Annotated in this window: 25 protein-coding genes and 1 other RNA gene; 14 read left to right on the top strand and 12 right to left on the bottom strand. The window is 68.3% G+C overall.

What is annotated here, in order from left to right:
• Positions 1-25: 25 nt before the first annotated feature.
• Both AC1Q87_RS20455 and AC1Q87_RS20450 read right to left on the bottom strand, forming a co-directional pair.
• Positions 26-427 (bottom strand): Ltp family lipoprotein, encoded by a 402-nt coding sequence (locus AC1Q87_RS20455; RefSeq protein WP_492610674.1) that lies wholly within the window; start codon positions 425-427, stop codon positions 26-28.
• A gap of 187 nt (positions 428-614) precedes the next feature.
• A complete protein-coding gene (locus tag AC1Q87_RS20450; RefSeq protein WP_492610673.1) occupies positions 615-1,442 on the bottom strand; it encodes a TauD/TfdA dioxygenase family protein in 828 nt (275 codons plus the stop codon).
• An 84-nt stretch (positions 1,443-1,526) separates the two neighbouring features.
• Here AC1Q87_RS20450 and AC1Q87_RS20445 point away from each other — a divergent pair, with 84 nt between their 5' ends.
• Positions 1,527-2,207, top strand: coding sequence for a Crp/Fnr family transcriptional regulator (locus AC1Q87_RS20445; protein WP_492610672.1), 681 nt, complete (start codon positions 1,527-1,529; stop codon positions 2,205-2,207).
• On the opposite strand, the gene AC1Q87_RS20440 is transcribed toward AC1Q87_RS20445, so the two are convergent.
• A complete protein-coding gene (locus tag AC1Q87_RS20440; protein WP_492610671.1) occupies positions 2,204-3,097 on the bottom strand; it encodes an NAD(P)/FAD-dependent oxidoreductase in 894 nt (297 codons plus the stop codon). The two genes, AC1Q87_RS20445 and AC1Q87_RS20440, sit on opposite strands and share 4 nt — an antisense overlap.
• A gap of 104 nt (positions 3,098-3,201) precedes the next feature.
• Between AC1Q87_RS20440 and AC1Q87_RS20435 the strand changes: the two genes are divergently transcribed.
• Positions 3,202-3,639, top strand: a complete 438-nt coding sequence (locus AC1Q87_RS20435; protein ID WP_492610670.1) for an Rrf2 family transcriptional regulator — start codon at positions 3,202-3,204, stop codon at positions 3,637-3,639.
• Here AC1Q87_RS20435 and AC1Q87_RS20430 read toward each other — a convergent pair.
• The 3 genes from AC1Q87_RS20430 to AC1Q87_RS20420 all read right to left on the bottom strand — a co-directional run bounded on the left by AC1Q87_RS20430 (position 3,636) and on the right by AC1Q87_RS20420 (position 7,373).
• A complete protein-coding gene (locus AC1Q87_RS20430; RefSeq protein WP_492610669.1) occupies positions 3,636-5,450 on the bottom strand; it encodes a flavin-containing monooxygenase in 1,815 nt (604 codons plus the stop codon). The two genes, AC1Q87_RS20435 and AC1Q87_RS20430, sit on opposite strands and share 4 nt — an antisense overlap.
• A gap of 349 nt (positions 5,451-5,799) precedes the next feature.
• The gene (locus AC1Q87_RS20425; protein WP_492610668.1) at positions 5,800-6,225 is read right to left on the bottom strand and encodes a hypothetical protein; all 426 of its coding nucleotides are present in this window, start codon (positions 6,223-6,225) and stop codon (positions 5,800-5,802) included.
• 167 nt (positions 6,226-6,392) lie between these two features.
• Positions 6,393-7,373: a hypothetical protein gene (locus AC1Q87_RS20420; RefSeq protein WP_492610667.1), complete on the bottom strand. Its 981-nt coding sequence runs from the start codon at positions 7,371-7,373 to the stop codon at positions 6,393-6,395.
• Positions 7,374-7,560: 187 nt separating this feature from the next.
• Between AC1Q87_RS20420 and AC1Q87_RS20415 the strand changes: the two genes are divergently transcribed.
• Complete coding sequence (locus AC1Q87_RS20415) at positions 7,561-8,592, top strand: NAD(P)-dependent alcohol dehydrogenase (protein ID WP_492610666.1); 1,032 nt, start codon at positions 7,561-7,563, stop codon at positions 8,590-8,592.
• Between the two features lie 195 nt (positions 8,593-8,787).
• Here the strand turns inward: AC1Q87_RS20415 and AC1Q87_RS20410 are convergent, their stop codons facing one another.
• Both AC1Q87_RS20410 and AC1Q87_RS20405 read right to left on the bottom strand, forming a co-directional pair.
• Positions 8,788-9,162 (bottom strand): hypothetical protein, encoded by a 375-nt coding sequence (locus AC1Q87_RS20410; protein WP_492610665.1) that lies wholly within the window; start codon positions 9,160-9,162, stop codon positions 8,788-8,790.
• 69 nt (positions 9,163-9,231) lie between these two features.
• Positions 9,232-9,414, bottom strand: a complete 183-nt coding sequence (locus AC1Q87_RS20405) for a hypothetical protein (protein ID WP_436059857.1) — start codon at positions 9,412-9,414, stop codon at positions 9,232-9,234.
• Between the two features lie 55 nt (positions 9,415-9,469).
• On the opposite strand from AC1Q87_RS20405, the gene AC1Q87_RS20400 reads away from it, so the two are divergent.
• Positions 9,470-9,679, top strand: coding sequence for a hypothetical protein (locus AC1Q87_RS20400; protein ID WP_436059858.1), 210 nt, complete (start codon positions 9,470-9,472; stop codon positions 9,677-9,679).
• An 809-nt stretch (positions 9,680-10,488) separates the two neighbouring features.
• Positions 10,489-10,665: a hypothetical protein gene (locus AC1Q87_RS20395; protein ID WP_436059859.1), complete on the top strand. Its 177-nt coding sequence runs from the start codon at positions 10,489-10,491 to the stop codon at positions 10,663-10,665.
• Positions 10,666-10,681: 16 nt separating this feature from the next.
• Here the strand turns inward: AC1Q87_RS20395 and AC1Q87_RS20390 are convergent, their stop codons facing one another.
• Positions 10,682-11,536: a tetratricopeptide repeat protein gene (locus AC1Q87_RS20390; RefSeq protein WP_492610664.1), complete on the bottom strand. Its 855-nt coding sequence runs from the start codon at positions 11,534-11,536 to the stop codon at positions 10,682-10,684.
• 107 nt (positions 11,537-11,643) lie between these two features.
• Here AC1Q87_RS20390 and AC1Q87_RS20385 point away from each other — a divergent pair, with 107 nt between their 5' ends.
• Together AC1Q87_RS20385 and AC1Q87_RS20380 are read left to right on the top strand one after the other, a co-directional pair.
• Complete coding sequence (locus AC1Q87_RS20385; RefSeq protein WP_492610663.1) at positions 11,644-13,026, top strand: leucyl aminopeptidase family protein; 1,383 nt, start codon at positions 11,644-11,646, stop codon at positions 13,024-13,026.
• On the top strand, positions 13,023-13,856 hold the full coding sequence (locus AC1Q87_RS20380; RefSeq protein WP_492610662.1) for a C40 family peptidase: 834 nt from the start codon (positions 13,023-13,025) through the stop codon (positions 13,854-13,856). The genes AC1Q87_RS20385 and AC1Q87_RS20380 overlap by 4 nt, the downstream gene beginning before the upstream one ends.
• 6 nt (positions 13,857-13,862) lie before the next feature.
• Here AC1Q87_RS20380 and AC1Q87_RS20375 read toward each other — a convergent pair whose 3' ends face one another.
• Positions 13,863-14,537: a c-type cytochrome gene (locus AC1Q87_RS20375; RefSeq protein ID WP_492610661.1), complete on the bottom strand. Its 675-nt coding sequence runs from the start codon at positions 14,535-14,537 to the stop codon at positions 13,863-13,865.
• A gap of 138 nt (positions 14,538-14,675) precedes the next feature.
• Between AC1Q87_RS20375 and AC1Q87_RS20370 the strand changes: the two genes are divergently transcribed.
• The 3 genes from AC1Q87_RS20370 to AC1Q87_RS20360 all read left to right on the top strand — a co-directional run bounded on the left by AC1Q87_RS20370 (position 14,676) and on the right by AC1Q87_RS20360 (position 16,646).
• Complete coding sequence (locus tag AC1Q87_RS20370; protein WP_492610660.1) at positions 14,676-15,416, top strand: 3-deoxy-manno-octulosonate cytidylyltransferase; 741 nt, start codon at positions 14,676-14,678, stop codon at positions 15,414-15,416.
• Positions 15,417-15,495: 79 nt separating this feature from the next.
• Positions 15,496-16,344, top strand: a complete 849-nt coding sequence (locus AC1Q87_RS20365) for a prephenate dehydratase (protein ID WP_183776437.1) — start codon at positions 15,496-15,498, stop codon at positions 16,342-16,344.
• Positions 16,344-16,646 (top strand): hypothetical protein, encoded by a 303-nt coding sequence (locus AC1Q87_RS20360; protein WP_492610659.1) that lies wholly within the window; start codon positions 16,344-16,346, stop codon positions 16,644-16,646. Before AC1Q87_RS20365 ends, AC1Q87_RS20360 begins: the two co-directional genes overlap by 1 nt.
• Positions 16,647-16,650: 4 nt before the next feature.
• Here the strand turns inward: AC1Q87_RS20360 and nudC are convergent, their stop codons facing one another.
• Positions 16,651-17,580, bottom strand: a complete 930-nt coding sequence (gene nudC / locus AC1Q87_RS20355; RefSeq protein ID WP_492610658.1) for an NAD(+) diphosphatase — start codon at positions 17,578-17,580, stop codon at positions 16,651-16,653.
• A 60-nt stretch (positions 17,581-17,640) separates the two neighbouring features.
• Between nudC and ffs the strand changes: the two genes are divergently transcribed.
• The 3 genes from ffs (at position 17,641) to AC1Q87_RS20340 (ending at position 19,919) form a co-directional block, all read left to right on the top strand.
• An RNA gene (gene ffs, locus AC1Q87_RS20350) (signal recognition particle sRNA small type) lies at positions 17,641-17,739 on the top strand.
• A gap of 37 nt (positions 17,740-17,776) precedes the next feature.
• Positions 17,777-19,585, top strand: a complete 1,809-nt coding sequence (locus AC1Q87_RS20345; RefSeq protein WP_492610657.1) for a DNA polymerase III subunit gamma/tau — start codon at positions 17,777-17,779, stop codon at positions 19,583-19,585.
• Positions 19,586-19,592: 7 nt separating this feature from the next.
• The gene (locus AC1Q87_RS20340) at positions 19,593-19,919 is read left to right on the top strand and encodes a YbaB/EbfC family nucleoid-associated protein (protein WP_492610656.1); all 327 of its coding nucleotides are present in this window, start codon (positions 19,593-19,595) and stop codon (positions 19,917-19,919) included.
• Positions 19,920-19,922: 3 nt separating this feature from the next.
• Here AC1Q87_RS20340 and AC1Q87_RS20335 read toward each other — a convergent pair whose 3' ends face one another.
• Positions 19,923-20,441, bottom strand: a complete 519-nt coding sequence (locus AC1Q87_RS20335) for a GNAT family N-acetyltransferase (protein ID WP_492610655.1) — start codon at positions 20,439-20,441, stop codon at positions 19,923-19,925.
• Positions 20,442-20,558: 117 nt separating this feature from the next.
• Here AC1Q87_RS20335 and recR point away from each other — a divergent pair, with 117 nt between their 5' ends.
• Positions 20,559-21,161: a recombination mediator RecR gene (gene recR / locus AC1Q87_RS20330; protein ID WP_492610654.1), complete on the top strand. Its 603-nt coding sequence runs from the start codon at positions 20,559-20,561 to the stop codon at positions 21,159-21,161.
• Position 21,162: the final 1 nt, after the last annotated feature.

Below are 21,162 nucleotides of genomic sequence, written 5' to 3'. Positions count from 1 at the left end.
CCGGGACGGCGCGTCGACGTCTGGCTTACGAGCAGGCGCCGGCTTGCCGCGCGCCGTAGGTCGCTTGGCTGACGGTGTACTTGTCGCCCGCGCTCGACGACAGTTGCTCGATGAGGCCCTTGCACGAGAAGCCGGTCAGGCTGAGGTATTGCTTCGCGGACTTGACCGCGTTCGCGTTCCAATCGACGCCGAGGCTGTCCACGGCGACGGTGGCGTCGGCGACCTCATAGCCCTCGCCATAGCTCGACGAGAGCTGCTCGATCAGCCCGGCCCGCGAGAAGCCGGAGATGCCAAGATACTGCTTGGCGGACCTGACGGCGTTCTTCTGGGGGCCGGTCAACTCCGCGGCGTTCGCCGCACCCACGGCCGTCACTGAGAGCGCCGTCGCGATCAGCACCGCGAACGCCGTCTTGGACTTCATCGTCATATTCATTTCCCCGCACGAGTTGGAAGCCGGGCGGGCGCGACGAGCGTGCCGACCGCGCTCGCAGCAGCGGTCAGCTTCGCCCTAGGTGCGCGTCCCCCGACGCCTCTGTTCACGGCCATAGGCTAGAACACGCCATCGGGGTGCGCTAGGCGCCATCGTCGCATAGGTTGCGGCCGGCGGCCGCCGCCTACGCCGCCAGCGGACCGCCGGCGATGGTGATGCGGTGCATCAGGCGGTGGTGGCCCTGGTAGTCGTTCATCGCCTGGTGCCAGGTGGCGCGGTTGTCCCAGATCGCCATCGAACCGGGCTTCCAGGAGAAGCGGTGGACGAACTGCGGCTTCACCGCGTGCTGGAAGAGATAGGTCAGCAGCGCGCGGCTCTCCTCGCGCGTCCAGCCCTCGAAGCTCAGGGTGAAGCCGGGGTTGACGTAGAGCGCCTTGCGGCCGCTGCCCGGGTGGGTGATCACCACCGGGTGCACGGCGCTGGGGGTGTCGGTCTTGCCGGCCAGGTGCGCCTGATCGGTCTTCCCGTAGATCCCGTCCATCCCATAAATGTGCTCGGAGGCGTGCACGGCCTTCAGTCCGGCCAGGGTCGCCTTCAGCCCGTCCGACAGCGCCTCGTAGGCCGCGTACATGTCGGCGAACATGGTGTCGCCGCCGCTCGGCGGGGTGTCGATGGCCAGCAGCACCGAGCCCATGGCCGGCTCCTGGTCATAGCTGTGGTCGGTGTGCCAGCCGCCGCCGATGTTGGTGGTCTGGGTCTCGGTCTTCTCGACCTTGGCGATCTGCGGGTACTTCTCCGACGGCGGGAAGTAGCGGTTGACCACGATCGGCCCGATCTGCTCGGCGAAGGCGATGTGCTGCTCGGGGCTCAGGTGCTGGCCGTGCAGAAAGGCGACGCCGCGGCGGAAGACCGTCTCGCGGATCAGGTCGATGTCGGCGGCGCTGGCGCTGGGCAGGCTGACATTGGCGATCTCCGCGCCGCAGCCTTCGAGTTCACGGACGATGGCGGTCATGTCTGTCGCCTCCCTGGCGTTGTCTTTCCCAGAGCCTAGGAACGGCGCTCGCGCAAGATTGTCACCAGGGTTACAGTCTTCGCCATGCCCGACGATCGCCGCCTGGCCCTGGACGTCCTCAGCGCCGCCGGCTGGTTGGCGCCCTATGGTCCAGAGTTGGCCCACGCCCTGCTCGCCGAGGGGCAGCTCGCCCGGCTCGCCGCCGGGCGATGGGCCCAGGCCGAGGGCGACGAGGAGACGGGCCTGCTGGCGGTGATCGAGGGGGCGGTCGACCTCTACTGCCAGGCCCCCGGCGACCGCGAGGTGCGCTTCAACCAGGCCGGTCCCGGCGCGGCGCTGGGCCAGAGCGTCAGCTTCGGCGGCGGGCCGCGCATCGTCACCGCCGTCTGCGCCCAGGACAGCCTGCTGCTGCGGGTCTCCGACGCCGGGCTCGAGCGCATCGCCCGCACCCGGCCGGAGATCTGGCGCGCGGTCGCCGGCCTCGTCTACCTGCAGCTGCGCGGCGCGGTGCATCTCGCCGCCGACGCCATCTCGCTGCCGCCGCGCCAGCGGCTGGCCTCGCGGCTGGCGGCGATGGTCCGCAGCCGCCTGGGGCCGCCGCGCCTGCCGCTCAGCCAGCAGGCGCTGGCCGAGATGGTCGGGCTCAGCCGCAAGACCGTGAACGGCCTGCTGGCCGACTTCGCCCGCGAGGGGTTGATCGCCCTCGACTACGGCGCGGTCGAGGTGCTCGACCTGCGCCGTCTCGAGCGCGTCGCCGAGAGCTAGAGCGCGACCAGCGACTGGTGCGTCCCGAACCCGGCCATCGCGCCTGCGGCCGAGGCCAGCGTGCCGTTGTGCATCTGCATCGCCAGGTCGCCCGCCGCATAGACGCCGGCCACGCTGGTCTGCTGCCTGTCGTCGACGCGCACATAGGGACCGGTCATGCCGTCCTCGAAGGCGCAGCCCAGCTGCGCGGCCAGCGGGCTGGCCGGGCTCGTGCGCGGGGCGACGAACAGGCCGGCGAGCGCGATCTCGCGGCCGTCGGCCAGCCGCGCCGCCGACAGCCGCGGCGCCTCGCCGACCAGCTGCACGATCGGCGAGGCCTCGATGGCGACCCCGCGCGCGGCCAGCTTGGCCGCCGTCTCGGCGTCGGGCGCCTCGCCGCCCTGTAGGAACAGGGTCGTCGGCCCCCATTCGGCGATCAGCCCCGCCTTCAGCGCCAGCGCCGGGTCGCCGCCCAGCAGGCCCAGCGGCCCGCGGTCCATCTCGTAGCCGTGGCAATAGGGGCAGTGCAGCACGCTCGTTCCCCAGCGCTCAGAGACGCCCGGCAGGTCGGGCAGGGCGTCGCGCACCCCGGTGGCCAGGATCAGCCTGCGCGCCGCCAGCTCGATCCCGTCGTCCAGTTCGACGCCGAACGCGTCGATCTCGCCCCAGGCGCGGGTCGCCAGGCCGTCGGCGAACTCGACGCTCGGATAGGCGCTGAGCTGGTTCAGCCCCGTGCGCATGATCGTCGCCGGGGCGACGCCGTCCTGGCCGAGGAAGCCGTGCGCGGCCTGCGCGAAGCGGTTGCGCGGCGCCCCGGCGTCGATCACCAGCAGCTTGCGCCGGGCCCGCGCCAGCTGCATCGCCGCCGACAGTCCGGCGAAGCTCGCCCCCACCACGATCGCGTCGTACATCGTCCATCTCCGCATTCGATACTTTCGAAGTTACGGATATGGGCGCGGCGATCGGTTCCGCAACTGGTCTTGTTACGATTGTGCGCAGGGGCCATATCTGCGCCATGCGCACCGACAGCCGACTTTCGCGAATGCTGCACGCCCTGATCCACATGGACCGGCTGGGCGGCAAGGCCACCTCAGAGCAGCTGGCGGCGATGCTGGCGACCAATCCGGTGGTGGTGCGCCGCACCATGGCCGGCCTGCGGCGCGACGGGCTGGTGGCCTCCGAGCCCGGGCAGGGCGGCGGCTGGGCGCTGGCCCGGCCGCTGGACGACATCACCCTGATGGACATCTACCGGGCGCTGGGCGAGCCGGCGCTGTTCGCGATCGGCCAGTCGCAGGACCATCCCGAATGCCTGGTCGAGCAGGCGGTCAACGGCGCGCTGGAGGGCGCTCTCAGCCAGGCCCGCGACCTGATCTCCGCGCGGTTCGCGGCCGTCACCCTCGGGGATCTCTCCCGCGACTTCGACGACCGCTTCGCAGCCGGAAGAGGGCTCTAGCGGAACTCCAGCCCTTCGAACTGGCCCGACTTGCGCCAGCCGTCGATGTACTGGAAGTAGGCGCTGGCCCCGGCCGGATAGCCGACGTTCAGCTTCGCCGCCGGGCCCGGATCCTTGCCCTCGTTGTTGTAGTAGCCGGGCGTGCAGTCCGGCGCGCCCATCATCCGGCCCATGCCGCTCAGCATCAGTGCGACCCAGGCGTCCTGCGCCTCCTGGCTGACCTCGACCTCGCGGAACCCGCCGTCCAGCGCGTGCTTGATGGTCACGGCGATGGTGCGGCCGGAGTCGGTCAGGTTGTGCGGAATGTTCGAGATCAGGTTCGCGCCCTGGGTCGGCTGCACGAAGAAGGCGTTCGGGAAGCCGCGCACGTGGATGCCGTGCTTGGACTTGATGCCCTCGCCCCAGGCCTCCGACAGCGTCAGGCCGTCGCGCCCCACGACCTCGAAGCCCGAGCGGCGCTTGTAATCGGTGCCGACCTCGAAGCCCGAGGCGTAGATGATGCAGTCGACCTCGTACTCTTCGCCGCCGACCACGAAGCCGTTCTCGGTGATCGCCTCGACGCCCTGGCCGTCGGTGTCGATCAGCACCGTCCCCGGGGTGTTGAAGGCCTGCAGATAGGCGTCGTGGAAGCAGGGGCGCTTGCAGAGCTGGCGATACCAGGCCTTCAGCTTCTCGGCGGTGTCGCCGTCCTGCACGATGCTCTCGGCCCGCGCGCGGATCTCCTCCATCTTCTCGAAGTCGGAGTCCTCGTAGGCGGCCAGCATCTTCAGCGGCGTGCGGTCTTCCGGCGCCAGCTGCATGATCTTGGCGCGGATGCGGCGCGACAGGTCGGTCCAGCCGTCCATCACGAGGTCCTCGTCGGCGTTGCCGCCGGCCTGGTTGGCGGTGAAGTTCTCCAGCCAGCGCTGCTGCCAGCCGGGCGTGGCGATGCCGGCGAACCATTCCGGATCGATCGGCGCATTGGCCCGCACGTCCACCGAGGACGGCGTGCGCTGCACGACGTAGAGCTCCTTGCAGGCCTTGGCCAGGTGCGGCACGGCCTGCACGCTGGTCGCCCCGGTGCCGATGATCGCCACCTTCTTGTCGGCCAGCTTCTCCATCAGCGCCCCGCCCGGATCGCCGCCGGTATAGTCGTAGTCCCAGCGGCTGGTGTGGAAGGCGTGGCCCTTGAAGCCCTCGATGCCGGGAATGCCGGGCAGCTTGGGCACGTGCAGCGGCCCGGTGCCCAGGCCGATGAAGCTGGCGGTGAAGGCGTCGCCGCGGTTGGTCGAGATCACCCAGCGCGAATGCGCCTCGTCCCAGGCGATGTCCGTCACCTCGGTGTGGAACAGCGCCTTGTCGTACAGCCCGAACTGCCGGCCGATCCGCTGGCACTGGGCCAGGATCTCCGGCGCGTGGGCGTACTTCTCGGTCGGCATGTGACCGGTTTCTTCCAGCAGCGGCATATAGATCATCGAGGCGGTGTCGCACTGCGCGCCCGGATAGCGGTTCCAGTACCAGGTGCCGCCGAAGTCGCCGCCCTTCTCGACGATGCGCACGTCGGTGACGCCCTGCTCGGCCAGCCGCGCCCCGGTCACCAGCCCGGCGAAGCCGCCGCCGACGAAGGCGAAGGTCACGTGGTCGGTCAGCGGCTCGCGCTCCACCACCGGGGTATAGGGATCCTGCGCATAGTGGGCGAAACGGCCGGTCAGCTGCTGGTACTGGTCGTTGCCGTCGGCCCGCAGCCGCTTGTCACGCTCGGCGATGTACTTGGCCAGCAGCGCCTGCTTGTCGATCTGGCGCTTGGCCGGCGCATCCGTGACAGCGGTCATGCAAAATTCCCCAACTTGATCAGACTGTTGCCGCTCAGCGCGCCGCCCGGCCCAAGCCGAAGCGACGCCCCGACGAGCGTCCTGTTTTTCGAACATACAGTATGTTATCGGCGTTCTGCAATCGGAGAGCGCGAGCGCCGGCGGGCGTAATCGATGTCAGAATGCCAGCGCGGCTTGGATCATTGGCGCCCAGGCGGTCAGCCCGGCCGTGTGTGTGGGGGTACCATAGAACGTGTTCACGACCCGCATCAGGGGCGGGAATGCTGTGCTTGTCTGTCGCGGTCACCCCGCCATTCCGGTGTCTCTGGCCGCACCGCTTAAATCGCGCAACTTGATGGTCAGCCGCCGTCTAATCGAGCTCTTGGTGAACTCGCTCGGCCAAAAAGTAGAGGCCGAGGGCTGTGCAGAACACAACTTTTGCTCCCACCAGGGACGTTCCGAGCACGAACAATGTCCGCATGATATCGGACAGTAATATCTCACGTCCGCGCCGCCCATTTGCCATCATAATGGCCATTTCAGAGAAGTTGTTGGCTAGAAGAGAGCTTGCGGCGCAAAGGAAGAATCCGCCAAAGGAGATAGCTGTTAGGTAAGCGAATAGATAACTAAGAAATATGCGAAGTGTAATGGGGGTTTCCCCGCGCTCTCCTCTGATTGTCATCACTGCAGTGACGTTACTCATCTCGCGATCAAGATCAGCTCCGTTGAACGTCGCTACCGCTGCAAGTGCCGCAATGAAAAATCCTGGCAGGCTGGCAAAGAAGGGTGCAGCCATGGCTGCTACGGACGAGTCTCCAATCAGTGGTACTCGGAGCGGGAGAGACCAATAGGTCGTCAAGCTAATCGCGGCCGCTACCCAGGGTAGGAGGTCGCGATAGTATCGGAGGCCCGGCCCCTTGATCTTACCGAACGCAAGCGGCCTGCTCAGTTCGTATGCGATGGTCACCCATCCCGCTCCTTCTCAAGCAGCCCCGACATCTTGTCGGCAAGCTGATCGACTATCGAATGTGCAGCGGCGCGCAAAAATGGATTGAAGCCAGAGAGAGTTTGTCGTCGGAAGTAGGCTTCACCAATAACGGCGCCGGTATCGGTATCAAATTCAAAGGATGTTGCGGATGTGCTCCCCGGAGGCGCTAGATATATCTTGGCCCTGCTGTAGTCGGATTTTTGGGTATTAACGGCGCCAAGAATGGTGTTCCAGCGTTGACCTTTAGGGATGTCCTTACTTACGGTAACTTTTATTTCGTGATCGCTGATTTCCAGGTAGTTTCCACTTCCTATGCTCTTCTTGGGCATAGGCTTAATCAATTTGAGGCCATTGATTCGACCTTCTTCAATGTCACGCTTGAAGGCCGATGAGGGGTTTCCGGCCAAAATAATATTCGGGATGAAGTTTTGGACCTTTGCTTTGCCCGATACCTTTGCCCCGGAAACCACGCTAAAACTGAACAGCGACGGATCCTTCTCGCAATAGAATTTGACCACATCGTTCAGCATTGACTGGATGCGTGGAATTGAGAGCGTGGGCATGCGCTCTACTAAGCAGGCATAAGTTTCTGGGTATCCTGGACGATGGGTAAGAGAAAACACTACGTGCGCTGAGTGCTCATTGCCCTCGTCGGGACCCTTTTCGACAGTACGCGAGCTGCGTTTGACGTGGTTCCCATAGGTGGAATCGGGCGCACGTTTGTCCGCTACGCTTAAAAGCACGATGGCAATCTGCCTTGCCTCATCTACTCGGACGTCATTTACAATGCAGCTTGCCTCGCCTTTGTCGAAGAGCTTCGGCGGGAGTTTTTCATCAGCGGCGCGTCGCCATAGCTCAGCGAGCTTTCTCAGTTCTGGATATGGAGCGTGTTGAGCGCGACGTTTGACGATGAAGTCACAAAATAGAATTTCACGAGTATGAGCTTTTAACGCCAAAACTGCCTCCCCGCGGCCAAGCTACTATACATTAGCGGGCACCGGACGTGTTCGACAACCTTGACGATGTTCGTGTTTTGTTCTACACCGGCTGGAGGTATTGCACAAGCGGTTTCACAGCCCCCCCCCATTGCCTTCCCCGCCGCCAGGCGCCCAAACTCGCCGCTCCACAACCAGGAGTCCCGGCATGAAGGCTGTCCGCTTCATCGAGTCCGGCCGTCCGCCTGAGATCGTCGACATCCCGAAACCCGTCCCCGGTCCCGGCCAGGTGCTGGTGCGCATGGGCGGGGCCGGGGTCTGTCACTCCGACCTGCACGTGCTCGAGCACGGGCTCGGCGGGCTCGGCCCCTTCACCCTCGGCCACGAGAACGCCGGCTGGATCGAGCAGCTCGGCGAGGGCGTCGGCGGCTGGAAGGAGGGCGATCCCGTCGCCGTCTACGGTCCCTGGGGCTGCGGCCAGTGCAAGACCTGCCAGTCCTCCGCCGAGAACTACTGCGAGCGCCACGCCTCGATCCCCAGCTACGGCGGCGGCCTCGGCTCCGACGGCGGCATGGCCGAATACATGATAGTGCCCTCGGCGCGGCTGCTGGTCCCGCTCGGCGGCCTCGACCCGCTGGCCGCCGCCCCGCTGAGCGACGCGGCCCTGACCCCCTATCACGCGATCAAGGCGGCGCTGCCGCTGCTGACCCCCGACGCCACGGTGCTGGTGCTCGGCGTCGGCGGCCTCGGCCACATGGCCGTGCAGATCCTGCGCGCCCTGACCTCGGCCAAGGTGATCGCCGGCGACATCGACGACGGCAAGCTGGCCCACGCCCGCCAGCTCGGCGTCGCCCATACGATCAACACCCGCAACGCCGACCTCGCGGCCGAGGAGATCTCCGATCTCGCCGGCCCGCGCGGGATCACCGTGGCCCTGGATTTCGTCGGGGCGCAGCCGACCATCGACCTCTGCGCGCGCACGGTCGGCCGCGGCAGCCGCCTGACCATCGTCGGCCTGGCCGGCGGCGTGCTCAGCTATTCGGCGAACAACCCGCCCTACGGAACCCAGGTCAGCGTCCCCTACTGGGGCTCGCGCACCGAGCTGATGGAGGTGATCGCCCTGGCGCAGTCCGGCGCCATCAAGGCCGACATCGAGACCTTCGCCCTCGACCAGGCGGTCGACGTCTACCAGCGCCTGCGCGAGGGCAAGATCCACGGCCGGGCGGTGCTGCGGCCCTGACGGGCCTCGCGGGGGGCGTTCCCGCATGCCGGTTGGCAGTGTCATCCCGGTTTCGGCGCAGCCGAAGACCGGGACCCATTCGCGCCTGAGCCTGAAGATGGGCCGCGGCCGAGCCGTCGCCTGCACCATCCGGTGTTCATGGGTCCCGGTCTTGCTTCGCAAACCGGGATGACACCCCCCCTAGTGCGCCGCCGCTCAGTGAGGAAACCGCCCCCGCACCAGCTGCAGCCGCACGGGTTGCCCGTCCAGCGCCTTGGCCGTCCAGGCGGCGCTGACGTCCCGCGGGGCCGGGGTGCAATAGACGATCGGGGCCGGGAACGGGCGCAGCTGGCGCAGGCAGACCTCGCCGCCCCTCAGGCTCCAGCGTCCGCTGGAGCGCTGGCCGCGCCGGCCGCTGGCGCTATAGGCGCCGTCTTCGTCGAACCAGATGTGCTGGGTCTTGCCGTCTGGAAAGGTCGAGACGACGGTGTTGCCGAACGCCGCCTCGATCGGCGGCGCGGCCCAGGCCATGCTTGAGACCTGGCCGGCGGCCAGCGCGAAAGCCAGGACGAGCGGCGCCGCGATTCGCATGGCGCCAGGATGCTCGCCGCCTGTGTCGGGCTGGCGACAATCGGGCGTCACGGCGATGACGCGCGCCGGCTACTGATGGATGGTGCGGTCGCCGCGCTCCTGGTCGCTGTTGAGACGCTCGACGAATTCGTCCGCCAGGAAGGCCGACAGCCCGACCAGCCGCACGCGATTGAGGATTACGATCATCCCGGTCCAGCGATCGAACACCGTCCAGCCGGCGTCGTCCCGGCGGGCCTCATACTGGAGGGTCATCGTTCGCCCCGGTTTGAGGTGGCGCGCCCTGACCGCAGGGCGTAGCGTTCCGGGCATGGAAACGCCCGCTGACATTCGGCGACGCTGGTCGTACCTCCGCGGATTGCTCATCGAGCAGCTCTCGCGCTTCGAAGACGGGACCTACCAGATCATGTCCGACAGCAAGGACGTGAGCGTCGAGACGATCTACCAGCTGCGAGACGCGATCAGGGACTTCGACGACCTCATCGCCGCCAGCGAAACCCGCTCTCCACCCGAGGGGTGACGTGTCTGGAACGCCGGGGCGGCCGGCCGCCAGGCATTCGACACGGGGGCTACTCGTCATTTGCGGGCTGCACGCGCGACGCCGCGCAGAGCTCGCGGATCTGGCGCTTGAGTTGCGGTCCTTCGATCTGATTCACGCTGAAGCCTTCAACGCGAAGACGGTCGACGACGGCCCCCAACCCCGAAAACTCCCCGGTTCGGGCGAGTTGAAACGCACGTTCTAGTGGTGTCGGTCGAAAATCCATAAAGTATAAACCCGTGAAAACTGGAATAGTTGCCGCTACTTTGTGATGTCCTCACGTTTTAGATAAATCACAATTTTTGTTTCGAGGCGGCAAAATTCGGCGTACCGTGCGTTTCGGTGAACTTAAGACTGAAATTCTACTGAATTCAGGAAGCTTTTGGCTGCACCGGGAAGCTCCCAATCAGAACCGGAGCCGACGATGAAGCTCTACATGATCTATCCCGCCAAACCCGATGGCGTGTCTGCGAGTTTCGAGGCGATCTATTGTTCCAGCGACGCCCGCGCTAGGCGGCGAGCGTCGGCGGTGCTCAGCCAACACGACAGCGCGACCAGGGTCTCGGTGTGGCAGGGCGATCGATTGGTGTCGCCCAGAGGGCAGCGCTCGCGGCTATGTGCAGGCGCAGCGCGATGAAACTCTATCCGGGCGGCGCCCTCGCCGACAGTCGCGCCAATCACCAATGGCTGAAGCGCCAGAACGCGCAGGCGGCGGCGCTGGCGGGCAGGACGCCCGACCCGTCACAACCGATGTCTCGTCCGTGCCCGCGCGCGGCCGAAGAGGTCCGGCCATGACTCCGCTCGTTTCGCGACTTCCTCTCAACTCGATCATCCAATTGAGGAAGTGGCTTCGCACCGCAGCGCCCTACGAGATTGAACAGCTGCTCCTGGAAATCGAATTCTGGCCGCCGGATGGGCGGGAGACCCTCATCGCGATCATCGAGGAAGAGGGCCCCACGTCGCACTGACCCTGCGCGCCGCGCCCTACGGCGTCTGCCGCAGGCTCTCCCACGAGCGGGCGCCCGGCGCGCCGCCGCTGGCGGCGACGGGGGCGCGGGCGCTGCGCAGCCAGGCGAGGTTGTTCTCGACCATTTCCGGCGGCAGGTCCTGGCGGGCCAGGCGCTCGGCCTCGTCGATCCGGCCCGACAGCCCGACCACCAGGGCCAGGTTCTGGCGCACGGCGATCGGCGCGTCGGGGCGGGCGGCGGCCTGGCGCAGGGTCGCCTCAGCCTTGGCCGTGTCGCCGCGCGCGGCGTAGTACATGCCAAGATTGCCCAGCGCGACGGGATTGTCCGGGGCCAGGGCCAGCGCCTCGCGGTGGGCGGCCAGCGCCTCGTCGAAACGGCTGGCCTGCTCGTAGGCGACGGCCAGCAGCGAGGGGATGCGCCAGTCGCGCGGGGCCAGCTTCTGCGCCTGCCGCGCCGGTTCGATGGCGTAGAAGCCCTGGCCGCGGCCGACCTGGCTGCGGGCCGCTTCGAGCAGCGCCTCGACATTGTTCGGCGCGGTGATCAGCGTGCGCTCGGCCGCCTGCAAGGCGTCGCCGTAGTTGCCCATCTGGCGCAGCGCCTGGGCGAGCTTGACACCGGCGTCGGCGTCGTTCGGGTCGAGCTCGGCCTCATGCGCCCAGAATGCGGCGCGGGCCAGCGGGTCCAGCCGCGCCACCTGGGCGCGCTCCTGGGCGGTGGCCTTGCGCGGCGCCGGCGCCTTGTCCGCGGTGGCGGGCGTCTTGTCCGCGGCGGGGGCCTTGTCGCCGCTCTTGCCGAACGGGAAGGCCAGGGCCGGGCTGGCGGCGACGCCGGTCAGGGCGAGGGCGAGGGCGGTTGCGGCGAGGGCCGACATGCGACACATGGAATGACGGGCTCCGGTGAGTGCGCCAAGCATCCCCCCGCCCGCTTAAAGGAAGCGTTAAGCATAATTTCCGCCGCCCGGCGGGGCAGGAGAGCGCCATGACCGAAGTCGTCGTCGACCACGCCGAGGGCGCCGTCGTTCCCGTCCACGCCCTGCGCGACAGCGAGCTGGGGAACTTCCTCGACGGCCGCCAGGCGTTCGTGAAGGCCTTCGCCGAACTGTCGGACTTCAAGGCCAAGGCTGGCCAGGTGCTGGTCGTCCCCGACACCGCCGGCGGGATCGACCGGGTGCTGCTGGGCCTCGGCGCGGCGGGCGACGCCCAGGGCTTCCGGGTGCTGGCGGCGCGGCTGCCGGCCGGCGACTACCGCATCGCCTCGGCCCCAGCCGAGATCGCCCCCGACCAGATCGCGCTGGCCTTCGCGCTCGGGAGCTACCGCTTCGACCGCTACAAGAAGAAGGGCGAGAAGCATCCGCGCCTGGTGGCGGCCGAGGGCGTCGACGTCGGTGAGGTGCGCAGCATCGCCCACGCCTGCGCCCTGGCCCGCGACATGGTCAACACCCCGGCCGGCGACATGGGCCCGCTGCAGATCGAGACCATCGCCCGCGAGATCGCCGAGCAATACGGCGCGGCGATCACCGTCGTCACCGGCGAGGGACTGCTGGAGGCGAACTATCCGGCCGTCCACGCCGTCGGCCGCGCCGCCGTCCCCGAGCGCGCGCCGCGGATGATCGAGATCACCTGGGGTGAGGCCGGCCGTCCGCTGGTCGCGCTGGTCGGCAAGGGCGTGGTGTTCGACACCGGCGGCCTCGACATCAAGCCCTCGGCCGGCATGCGCAACATGAAGAAGGACATGGGCGGCGCCGCCCACGCCCTGGCGCTCGGCCGGATGGTGATGGCCGCCGGCCTGCCGGTGCGGCTGGCGATCCTGCTGCCGGTGGTCGAGAACGCGATCTCGGGCGACGCCATGCGGCCCGGCGACGTGCTGGACAGCCGCAAGGGCCTGACCATCGAGGTCGGCAACACCGACGCCGAGGGCCGGCTGATCCTGGCCGACGCCCTGACCCGCGCCGGCGAACTGGAGCCGGCCCTGACCATCGACCTGGCCACCCTGACCGGCGCCGCGCGCATGGCGCTCGGCCCGCAGCTGCCGCCCTACTACACCGACGACGAGGAGCTGGCGGCTCAGATCGAGTCCGCGGCCGAGGCGGTCGCCGACCCGCTGTGGCGGATGCCCCTCTGGAAGGGCTATGTCGACTCGATCGACTCCGATGTCGCCGACATCAAGAACGACTCCGACGCCTGGGCCCAGGCCGGCTCGATCACGGCGGCGCTGTTCCTGCAGAAGTTCGCGCCGAGCGGCCCGTGGGTGCACCTCGACATCTTCGCGTGGAACCCGCGCGGCCGGCCGGGCTGGCCCTCGGGCGGCGAGGCGCAGTCGATCCGCGCCCTCTACGCGATGCTCGCGGGCCGCTTTTCGTGAGCTTCGATCCGCGCGTGACCCTGGCCCGCGGCGACCTGGCGGCGCGTGAGCTGGAGGCTATCGTCGCCGCCGATCGCTATGCCGATCGGCGCCGATACGTCTGCGGAAAACCTGCCGCAGGGATTTTGCGTGAGCCGCAGGCCGGCGCCGAGCAGGTCGACCAACTCCTTTGCGGAGAAGGGTTTGACGTCCTCGACGAGGCCGGGGGGTACGCGTGGGGCCAGGCCCGCCGCGACGGTTATGTCGGGTTTGTGGAATTATCGGCGCTGAAACCTGCCGATAGGGCGCCGAATATGAAGCTATCGGCGCTGCGCAGCTACGCTTTCGAGGCGCCCAGCATCAAGTCGCGGGCGCTCGGCCCGTACTCGCTCGGCAGCTTGCTGGACATCGAAGACCGCGACGGCCGCTTCGCCCGGGCCGCCGGGATCGGCTGGTTCGTGGAGGATCACCTGGCGGAGGTCGGCGTCTTCGAGACCGATCCGGCCGCCGTGGCGCTGCGCTATCTCGCGGCGCCGTACCTGTGGGGCGGGCGCGAGAGCCTCGGCCTCGACTGCTCGGGCCTTACGCTGCAAGCGCTTGGGGCCTGCGGGATCGCCCTGCCGCGCGACACCGACCAGCAGGCGCAGGCCGGGGCGGCGGTGGCCGAAAGCGAGCTGGCGCGCGGCGATCTGGTGTTCTGGAAGGGCCACGTGGCCATGATGCTGGACGGCGAAAACATCGTGCACGCCAACGCGCACCATATGGCCACAGCAATCGAGCCCTTGTCGGTGACAAGGGCTCGCTACGTCGCGGCGGGGGTGGGCGAACCCACCGCTTTCCGCCGTTATTAGAAAGGCTTAGTGCGCGGCGGCCGGGGCAGCCGGAGCGGCCGGGGCCGCAGCCGCCGGAGCCGCAGCGCCTTCGGCCGGAGCCGCGCCCGCAGCGGCCGGGGCCGCAGCGGCGTCCGCAGCCGGAGCGGCGGCGGCGGCCGGGTTCGGCGCCGGGAACGGCAGGTTCGAGCCCTGGGTGTTCAGGTAGGCCAGCAGGTTGATGCGGTCCTCGGCCTTCTTCAGACCGACGAAAGTCATCTTGGTGCCCGACAGGTGCTTCTGCGGAGCCTTGAGGAATTCCGAAGCTTCTTCGAAGGTCCAGACGCCGTGGGTGCCGTGTTCGATCATGGCCGGCGAGTAGGCGAAGCCGGCGTGCTGGCCCGACTTCTTGCCGAGGATGCCATGAAGATTGGGGCCGGTGCCGTTCGGACCGCCCGCTTCGATGGTGTGGCAGGACTTGCACTTGGCGAAGACCGCTTCGCCGGCCTTGATGTCGGCGGTCGGCAGGACGGTGCCCCAGTCGATCGGCGCTTCGGCGGCGGCGCCGCCGGCGCCCGCTTCCTCAGCGACCTCGATCGCGTAGCCCGGCTTTTCGACCGGATGGGGCGCGAACACGCCCGACGAAATTTCACGCAGGCCGACAATGGCCAAGCCGGTCGCAAGCACGGCGCCCGCGACTTTATTGAACGTCAGGTCGCTCATAGTCTCTAAATCGGCCCTCTCAACGGCCAGCCAAAGCGGGCTGGCGTCAGCACGGGAATCCCCGCCCCTTATTGCGCCCGGCTCTCTTACACGCTACCGCCGCCCGCGCAACCAGCCAGTTGGTCGCTTCCGGGTGTCATGAAACCGATCATCCTTATTCCTGCACGCATGGCGGCCACTCGGCTGCCGGGAAAGCCCCTCGCGGATATCGAGGGTCTGCCAATGATCGTCCGCGTCCTGCGCCAAGCCCAGGCGGCCGGCGTCGGACCCGTGGCCGTCGCGGCCGGCGATCCCGAGATCGTCGAGGCGGTGAAGGCCGCGGGAGGGGAGGCGGTGCTGACCGATCCCGACCTGCCGTCGGGCTCGGACCGCATCCTGGCGGCCTTGAACACGCTGGACCCGGCCGGCGAGCATGACGTGGTGATCAATCTGCAGGGCGACATCCCGTTCGTGGCGCCGGCCGTGGTCGAGGCGGCCGCGCGGCTGCTGGCCGAGCAGCCGAGTTGCGACATCTCCACGGTGATGGTCGCCGAGGACGACGTCGCCGAGCGCAGCAATCCCGACATTCCCAAGGTCGTCGCGGCCATGGCCCCCGACGGGCGCAGCGCTCGGGCGCTCTATTTCACCCGCTCGGTGCTCTATGGCGACGCGCCGGTGTGGCTGCACCACGGGGTCTACGGCTACCGCCGCGAGGCGCTGGCGCGGTTCTGCGCCGCCCCGCCGTCGCCGCTGGAGATCCGCGAGCGCCTGGAGCAGCTGCGCGCCCTGGAGATGGGCATGTCCATCTGGGCCGCGGTGATCGACGAACCTCCGATCTCGGTCGACAACCCGGCCGACCTCGAGAAGGCCCGGGCATTCGCGCGAGCGAATGCTCAATGATTTTCTAGCTAGACCATTTTCTTCGCCGAACCGGCCGCCACTTCGGCGGAAAATGGTCGGAGTACGCAAGGGACCACGCATGACCAAGGGACGCATCGCCTTCCAGGGCGAGCTCGGCGCCAACAGCCACGAGGCCTGCGTCGCGGCGTTTCCAGACATGGAGCCGGTCCCCCACGCCTCGTTCGAGGAGGCGTTCGACGCGGTGAAGCTGGGCGACTGCCAGCTGGGCATGATCCCGGTCGAGAACTCGATCGCCGGCCGCGTCGCCGACGTCCACCACCTGCTGCCGTCCTCGGGCCTGAAAATCATCGGCGAGCGGTTCAAGCCGATCCACTTCCAGCTGATGGTCAACCGCGGCGTGAAGCTGGAGGACGTCAAGACCGTCGCCTCGATGCCGATCGCGCTGGGGCAGTGCCGCAAGTCGCTGCGCCGCATGGGGCTGAAGACCGAGCCGGTGGGCGACACCGCCCTGGCCGCCAAGCTGCTGTCCGAGCATCCCGACCCGACCCGCGGCGCGGTCTCGCCCGCCCTGGCCGCCGAACTCTACGGCCTCGACATCGTCGCCCGCGATATCGAGGACGAGCACAACAACACCACGCGCTTCCTGGTGATGACGGCCGACAAGACCCCGCCGCCGCCGCCGTTCACCACCCCCTGCGTGACCAGCTTCATCTTCCGGGTCCGCAACCTTCCGGCCGCGCTCTACAAGGCGCTCGGCGGCTTTGCGACCAACGGCGTCAACATGACCAAGCTCGAGAGCTACATGGAGAACGGCGCCTTCACCGCGACCTTCTTCTACGCCGAGGTCGACGGCCGGCCCGAGGACCGCGGCCTGGCCCTGGCGTTCGACGAGCTGAAGTTCTTCTCGGAACGCTTCGAGATCCTCGGCGTCTATCCGGCCGACCCCTTCCGTTCGCGAGCCGGCTGATGAACACGATCGAGATCGACGCCAGCCGCTGCTGGAACCGCAAGGAATTCGCCAAGCTGCTGCAGGAGACGATCCAGGCGCTGCCCGGCCACGGCTCCAGCGTCGAGGCCTTCGTGGACTCGATGGTGTTCGGGACCATGAGCGAGCTGTCGCCGCCCTATCGGATCGTGGTGCTCGGTGAGCTGCGCCCCGAGGTCCGCGCCTTCGCCGCCGACCTTTCCAACGCCATCGGCCAGGCGCGCCTGGAGCGCCGCACGCGCCGCGGCGACGACGTCGAGGTCAGCCTGAAGGTCGGCGCCTAGGGCCCTAGTCGGGGCTTTCGGCCCAGGTCTTCAGCAGCTGGTGCGCGATGGCCATCGCGCCCGGCGCAAACGTGCCTTCGACCTTGCCGGCCAGCACGTCGCGGGCCTCGGCCTTGGTGAACCAGCGCACTTCGGAGAGCTCGGTCTGGTCCGGGGTCGCCTCGTCGCTGGCGACCTGGGCGATCAGCCCGATCATCAGCGACGACGGGTAGGGCCAGGGCTGGGTCGAGTGGTACTCGACCGACAGCGTCTTGAGCCCGGCCTCCTCTTCCAGCTCGCGGGCGCAGGCCTCCTCGATGCTCTCACCGGGCTCCAGGAAGCCCGCCAGGGCCGAGAACATCCCCTTCGGCCAGATCTCCTGGCGGCCGAGCATGCAGCGCTCGCCGTGTACGGCCAGCATGATCACCACCGGGTCGGTGCGCGGGAAATGCTCGGCCTTGCAGGACGGGCAGGCGCGCTTCCAGCCGCCGTCGACGACGTCGGTGTGCTCGCCGCAGGACGAGCAGTGACGGTGACGGCGGCGCCATTCGAACATCGACTTCGCCGTCGCCATGATCGCCGCGTCGGTCGCGGGCAGGCGCAGGGCCATGGCCCGCAGGTCCTCGAATCGCCCCATCCCGGCCAGCGGGCCGTCGGCCGGATCGTGGCCGCCTTCCAGGTCGACGGCGAAGACAGCGGTTTCCTGCCAGAGGCCCATGAACAGCAGGCGTTCGGCGCCGCCCGACAAATCCTCGGCCATGCGCGAGGGCAGGTAGGCGATCTGCACCCCGCCGTCCGGCGAGGCCTCGACGAACGGCTGACCGTTCCAGAGCGCGATGGCCAGCGAGTCCTGGGCGAGAAGTTTTTCGGTCAGCCAGGAAACGTCGCCGCGCCTTTCGCTGGCGCGGTTCAACGGGTTGCCGGCGAAGGTGTTTTGATGGGCTGAAAGCGGCATGCGCGGAGTTGTAGCTGCGCTGGCGCTTGCGCGCGAGCGCCAAGGTCGCGATATAGGGGGCGGAGATCGGCGACGGGCGGACGCCTCGCCAACCTGGTCAGGTCCGGAAGGAAGCAGCCACAACGAGTTTCGCTCCGGGTCGTCGTTCGGTCTCCACCCAGCCCCACAAGGCTCAAGCCTCCATTCTCGGGCGCCAATGGCAGAAGACGACGAACCCGAGACGTTAGAGCGCGATCCCAATACGAGCGACATGTTCGGCGCGCCTGCGGCGCCGCCGCCTGCGCCTCCTGCCGAGGAATCGGCCGCCTACACTGTCATTGCGCGCAAGTACCGCCCGCGGACCTTCGCTGACCTCTATGGTCAGGAGGCGATGGTGCGCACGCTGCGCAACGCCTTCGCCAGCGGCCGGATCGCCCACGCCTTCATGCTGACCGGGGTGCGCGGGGTCGGGAAGACCACCACCGCGCGCCTGCTGGCCCGCGCCCTCAACTACGACACCGACACCGTCCACGAGCCGAATCTCGATCTCTCGGAAGAGGGCCGGCACTGCCGCGCGATCATCGAGGGCCGGCACATGGACGTGCTGGAGCTGGACGCCGCCAGCCGCACCGGCGTCAACGACATGCGCGAGCTGCTGGACGGCGTGCGCTACGCCCCCGTCGAGGCCCGCTACAAGGTCTACATCATCGACGAGGTGCACATGCTCTCGACGGGGGCGTTCAACGCGCTCCTGAAGACCCTCGAAGAGCCGCCGCCCCACGCCAAGTTCATCTTCGCGACCACCGAAATCCGCAAGGTGCCGGTGACCATCCTGTCGCGCTGCCAGCGCTTCGACCTGCGCCGCGTCGAGCCGGACGTGATCATCAAGAACCTCGAGATGATCGCCGAGAAGGAAGGCGCGCGCGTCGAGGCCGACGGCATGCTGCTGGTCGCGCGAGCCGCCGAAGGCTCGATGCGCGACGCCCAGTCGATGCTGGATCAGGCCATCGTCCAGGCCGAGGCGGGCCAGACGGTCACCGCCGCCTCGATCCGCGACATGCTGGGCCTGGCTGACCGCGCCCAGACCATCAGCCTGTTCGAGCAGGTCATGCGCGGCCAGGCCGGTCCGGCGGTGGAGACCTTCCGCGGCCTCTACAATTTCGGCGCCGAGCCGGGCCAGATCATGCTGGATCTGATGGACCACACCCATGGCGCCTCGGTCGCCAAGGCGATCGGTCCGCAGGCCCTGACCCTGCCCAAGGAACAGGCCGCGCGACTGGCGGCGGTCGGCGCCTCGGTCTCGGCCGGCAATCTCTCGCGCATCTGGCAGCTGCTGCTGAAGGCCCACGAAGAGGTGCGCCGCGCCCCTGACGCGGCCGCGGCCTGCGACATGGCGCTGATCCGCCTGGCCTACGCCGCCGATCTGCCCGGCCCCGAGGAGGCGCTCAAGCGCCTGGCGGCCGGCGAGCAGCTCCCCAGCGGTTCTGCGCCTGGCGGCGGCGGCGGCGGCGGAGGCGGCGGAGGCGGCAGCGTGGCCGCGATGGGCGGCGGCGGCGTGACCGCCCAGGCCCGGGTGATGGCCGCTCCGCAGGAACAGGCCGACGCTGTCCCGACCCTGAATTCGTTCGCCGACGTGCTGAACCTGATCAAGGTCAAGCGCGACATCGTCCTGCAGCTCGACGTCGAGCGCTTCGTGCGCCCGATCAGCTTCCGCCAGGGGGCGATCGAATACGAACCCGTTCAGGGCGCGCCGAACAACCTGGCCCAGCGCCTGGTGGCGCGGCTCAAGGAATGGACCGGCCAGCCTTGGCTGATCGCCGCGCGCGGCGGCGGCGGAACCGAGAGCGCCTGGGAGCGGCAGAAGCGCGAGGCGCTGGAAGTCCGCGCCGAGATCGAGGCCGATCCCTTCGTGCTGTCGGTCATGGAGGCCTTCCCGGGAACTGAGATCGTCGGCGTGCGTAACCTGCCGCAGCCGGATCTCGCGCCGCCGATCGAGGGCGCTGAAGACGACGAAGACGAAGAGTGAGATTGCGATGAAAGACCTCGGCTCCATCATGAAACAGGCCCAGGCCATGCAGCAGAAGCTGGCCGAAGCCCAGGCGCGCATCGCCGAGATCGTGGTCGAAGGCACCTCGGGCGGCGGCATGGTCAAGGTGACCTTGAAAGGCACGGGCGAGATGGCCGGCGTCGAGCTCGACGAGAGCTTGCTGGCCCCGGGCGAGGGTGAGGTGATCTCCGACCTGATCGTGGCCGCTCACGCCGACGCCAAGCGCAAGCTCGACGCCCAGCAGTCCGAATTGATGCGCGAGGCCGCCGGCCCGCTGGCGGGCATGGGCCTGCCGGGCATGCCGAAGTTCTAGAACCTAGAGCCGCAGTTCCAGGCGGCTGACCTGGTTGGTGCGGTCTTCCAGCTCCTGCACGCTGGTCCCGACCTCGACGAAGCCCTGACGAATCCAGAAGCGGTGGGCCGCCGGGTTCTGTTCCTGGACGATCAGCCGGATCGTCCAGCCGCCCTGAGCGACGATCCAATCCCGAAGCGCCGCCACGATGGCCGCGCCCAGTCCCTGCGACCGGGCCTCGGGCGCGACCAGCAGCAGCCCCAGATACCAGGCGTGCGGATCGGGGAAATCCCGCAGCAGGTCGATCGACGCGGTCAGCCCCTCGTCCGTCCAGAACCCGATCACCAGCTTGTCGCGCAGCGCGTGGTCGGGCGGGACCTCGACCAGCAGGTCGGCGGCCGCGTGCGCATGCGGCGGCGAACCGGTGACCAACACCTCGAAGTCGGCGCAGCGTTCCAGCAGCTCCTGCAACTCGGGAATGGCGCTGCCCGAGATCAGGGCGGCTTGGGCGCTCTCGACCTGCGGAAGATCAGAAATGACCATGGCGAGCGCTCCCCTCGACATCTAGATGGGTAGTCCCGACAATCTGCATGACCGCGCCGCTGTTGAATCGCCGCCAGGGTGGCGCACACCGCACCTCTCGCCTAGCCAGGAGCTGACTTGGCCGCCTCTGCCGGACCTGAAATCGAGCGTCTGATCTCGTTGCTCTCCAAGCTGCCGGGCCTGGGGCCGCGGTCGGCCCGCCGCGCGGCGCTGGCGCTGCTGAAGCGGCGCGACCAGCTGCTGGTGCCGCTGTCCGACGCGCTATCGACGGCCGCCGAAAGGGTGAAGACCTGCAGCGTCTGCGGATCGCTCGACACCCAGGATCCCTGCGCGATCTGCACCGACCCGCAGCGCGACGCGGCGCTGATCTGCGTGGTCGAGGAGGTCGGCGCGCTCTGGGCCATGGAGCGGGCCGCCGCCTTCCGCGGCCGCTACCATGTGCTGGGCGGGCTGCTGTCGGCGCTCGACGGGGTCGGTCCCGAAGCGCTGCGAATCGGCCCGCTGGTCGCCCGCGCGTCAGAGACGGGCGTGCGCGAGGTCATCCTGGCGCTGCCGGCGACGGTCGACGGCCAGACCACCGCCCATTACCTGGCCGAGCGGCTGGAAGGGGCGGGGGTCAGCGTCACCATGCTGGCGCGCGGGGTGCCGGTGGGCGGCGAACTCGACTGGCTCGACGACGGAACCATCAACCAGGCCATGCGCGCGCGCCGGCCGGCCTAGA

Source organism: Phenylobacterium sp. GW823-FHT02A09, from assembly GCF_058797775.1.
Note: the sequence above shows the minus strand (reverse complement) of the source record. Positions and strands in the feature narration are given on the sequence as shown.

Coding starts and splice junctions, on each gene's coding strand:
- AC1Q87_RS20450 (WP_492610673.1), bottom strand. CDS start 1,442: ATGACCGCCATCGTCCGTGAACTCGAAGGCTGCGGCGCGGAGATCGCC.
- AC1Q87_RS20425 (WP_492610668.1), bottom strand. CDS start 6,225: ATGGCTGCACCCTTCTTTGCCAGCCTGCCAGGATTTTTCATTGCGGCA.
- AC1Q87_RS20385 (WP_492610663.1), top strand. CDS start 11,644: ATGACCGAAGTCGTCGTCGACCACGCCGAGGGCGCCGTCGTTCCCGTC.
- AC1Q87_RS20340 (WP_492610656.1), top strand. CDS start 19,593: ATGAAAGACCTCGGCTCCATCATGAAACAGGCCCAGGCCATGCAGCAG.
- AC1Q87_RS20390 (WP_492610664.1), bottom strand. CDS start 11,536: ATGTCGGCCCTCGCCGCAACCGCCCTCGCCCTCGCCCTGACCGGCGTC.
- AC1Q87_RS20430 (WP_492610669.1), bottom strand. CDS start 5,450: ATGACCGCTGTCACGGATGCGCCGGCCAAGCGCCAGATCGACAAGCAG.
- AC1Q87_RS20345 (WP_492610657.1), top strand. CDS start 17,777: ATGGCAGAAGACGACGAACCCGAGACGTTAGAGCGCGATCCCAATACG.
- AC1Q87_RS20395 (WP_436059859.1), top strand. CDS start 10,489: ATGACTCCGCTCGTTTCGCGACTTCCTCTCAACTCGATCATCCAATTG.
- AC1Q87_RS20415 (WP_492610666.1), top strand. CDS start 7,561: ATGAAGGCTGTCCGCTTCATCGAGTCCGGCCGTCCGCCTGAGATCGTC.
- AC1Q87_RS20360 (WP_492610659.1), top strand. CDS start 16,344: ATGAACACGATCGAGATCGACGCCAGCCGCTGCTGGAACCGCAAGGAA.
- nudC (WP_492610658.1), bottom strand. CDS start 17,580: ATGCCGCTTTCAGCCCATCAAAACACCTTCGCCGGCAACCCGTTGAAC.
- AC1Q87_RS20375 (WP_492610661.1), bottom strand. CDS start 14,537: ATGAGCGACCTGACGTTCAATAAAGTCGCGGGCGCCGTGCTTGCGACC.
- AC1Q87_RS20335 (WP_492610655.1), bottom strand. CDS start 20,441: ATGGTCATTTCTGATCTTCCGCAGGTCGAGAGCGCCCAAGCCGCCCTG.
- AC1Q87_RS20445 (WP_492610672.1), top strand. CDS start 1,527: ATGCCCGACGATCGCCGCCTGGCCCTGGACGTCCTCAGCGCCGCCGGC.
- AC1Q87_RS20400 (WP_436059858.1), top strand. CDS start 9,470: ATGGAAACGCCCGCTGACATTCGGCGACGCTGGTCGTACCTCCGCGGA.
- AC1Q87_RS20410 (WP_492610665.1), bottom strand. CDS start 9,162: ATGCGAATCGCGGCGCCGCTCGTCCTGGCTTTCGCGCTGGCCGCCGGC.
- AC1Q87_RS20435 (WP_492610670.1), top strand. CDS start 3,202: ATGCGCACCGACAGCCGACTTTCGCGAATGCTGCACGCCCTGATCCAC.
- AC1Q87_RS20455 (WP_492610674.1), bottom strand. CDS start 427: ATGACGATGAAGTCCAAGACGGCGTTCGCGGTGCTGATCGCGACGGCG.
- AC1Q87_RS20365 (WP_183776437.1), top strand. CDS start 15,496: ATGACCAAGGGACGCATCGCCTTCCAGGGCGAGCTCGGCGCCAACAGC.
- AC1Q87_RS20405 (WP_436059857.1), bottom strand. CDS start 9,414: ATGACCCTCCAGTATGAGGCCCGCCGGGACGACGCCGGCTGGACGGTG.
- AC1Q87_RS20440 (WP_492610671.1), bottom strand. CDS start 3,097: ATGTACGACGCGATCGTGGTGGGGGCGAGCTTCGCCGGACTGTCGGCG.
- AC1Q87_RS20370 (WP_492610660.1), top strand. CDS start 14,676: ATGAAACCGATCATCCTTATTCCTGCACGCATGGCGGCCACTCGGCTG.